We start from the raw sequence: 1,684 nt of genomic DNA, 5'->3' as shown, positions 1-1,684 counted from the left end.
GTATCTAATGGAGATCAGAATGTTTATGAGTAGAAATCGCAATGCTTTTAGTTTGAGTATTGTGTTCATTTTCACTATCTTAGCCGGTTGTGACAAACATAGTCAGGAAATTGAGACCTTTAAAACATCCATTAAGGATAACTTCGTCGACTTTAAAGGTGGAGAGATGCACCGAAAAGTCTCTTTTGACTTAAGCTGGAAGCTAAGGCAAGAAAATATCAGTGAACCGGATTACTTCAAAGTAGTTGTTTCTGAATTTACAATACAAAAATTTCCTACTACCTGTTATGAATTTGATTTCTTTATGAAAGTAACAGGACACACATCCGACCAGTTTGAATATGCCAAATGTCCAGATATGAAAAAGACACCCGCAAACTCAATACCCTGGTATGATGCACAAGCTTACTGCGAATGGCTTGGCTCAGTTTTTGACAAAAAAGGTTCACTACCAACGGAAGCTCAATGGGAGTATGCCGCAACCAGTGGTGGTAAAGATGTGGAATATGCCACCAATAATGGAAAGATTGAACCTGGTGTCAATACCATTTGGGGGGATCCCAAAAAAGCACCTAAACAGCCACCTGCTATTGATAAATATCCCCCTAATCCAGCTGGCATTTATGGTATGCATGGTGGCGTATATGAGTATGTATATGACTGGTATGAAGATCTTTATCCCTCATACGCACCTGAGAGCAACCCAACAGGGCCAAAAGATGGAGAATTAAAAACAATGAAAGGTAATCACTATCCATCTTCGGTAATTTCAAACATTTTACTTAGAGGCTCAACTGACCCAAAATATGGTAGCTATACAGTAGGATTTCGCTGTATCTTAGATTAAATTAGTACGCCTCTATTTTTTAGAGGCTTTTTTGGCTTCATATTCAGCAACTTTAGCTGGACTAATATAATCATCAAGTACATTTTGAAACTCTCCATCAATATACTCGTCAAACTGCTCTTGTCTAATATAAAAATCGCCAAACCCTCGCATATCACGCAAATCTTCATCAATTTTTAGTGCAAGCCCTTCAACAGACGTTATATCCAGTTTCAAAATATTCCTTTTAGATATAATATATTCCATTATTCTATTAACAGTGTAATCTACATCATATTTCCTAAACTTTGGTTTTTTCACTTTTTGTGGGCTATATCCACCAAGTCCATGAGGTTTAATTTCAATTTCTTCATATCCTGAAATTTCTCTAATTTTTACATCGAAATCCTCACTAAATTTTTTCTTAAGAATGCTTCTTATTACAACTTCAGCCTCATCCTTAACTGGTGTATAAGCATTCTCATCTTCACTTCCTTTTTTGACAGGCCATTTAAATCCGCCTAAAGGATACTCTTTCATTATTACTTTTTTGTCATCCCAGTTAACTTTGAAATGTTTAGAAACAATGTGTGCTTTTAATACAACAGGTAATATTTTACCTTCTCCTTCAACTTTTACTGTGTCATCGCCGTTAATATCAATTGTCATTGTTGCTTTATATTGAACCCCTGTTTCCCCTGTAACTGCTGCATCTAATGCATCACCCAGTTTTATTTCAATTCCAATTTTGGGTACAGCTTTCTGTTCAGATGTTACTTGTGCTTTTTCTTTTTCGCCAAAAACTATTCCAGCTTTTAGCTCCCAACTTGCATCAAGAGAAATAAAAGCTTTGATATA

General features: G+C 35.9%; 2 protein-coding genes. One reads left to right on the top strand and one right to left on the bottom strand.

Annotated elements, in window-relative coordinates; translation table 11 throughout:
- Positions 1-847 (top strand): formylglycine-generating enzyme family protein (locus KCG35_RS25125; RefSeq protein WP_215822592.1); only part of this gene is annotated, 847 nt, incomplete at its 5' end.
- Positions 848-859: 12 nt separating this feature from the next.
- Here the strand turns inward: KCG35_RS25125 and KCG35_RS25120 are convergent.
- Positions 860-1,684, bottom strand: an 825-nt coding sequence (locus KCG35_RS25120; RefSeq protein WP_215822591.1) for a hypothetical protein, incomplete at its 5' end; no start/stop codon positions are given.

This window comes from Zooshikella harenae (genome assembly GCF_018837975.1).
Lineage (GTDB): Bacteria > Pseudomonadota > Gammaproteobacteria > Pseudomonadales > Zooshikellaceae > Zooshikella > Zooshikella harenae.
This window is presented reverse-complemented; position numbering and strand designations above follow the sequence as displayed.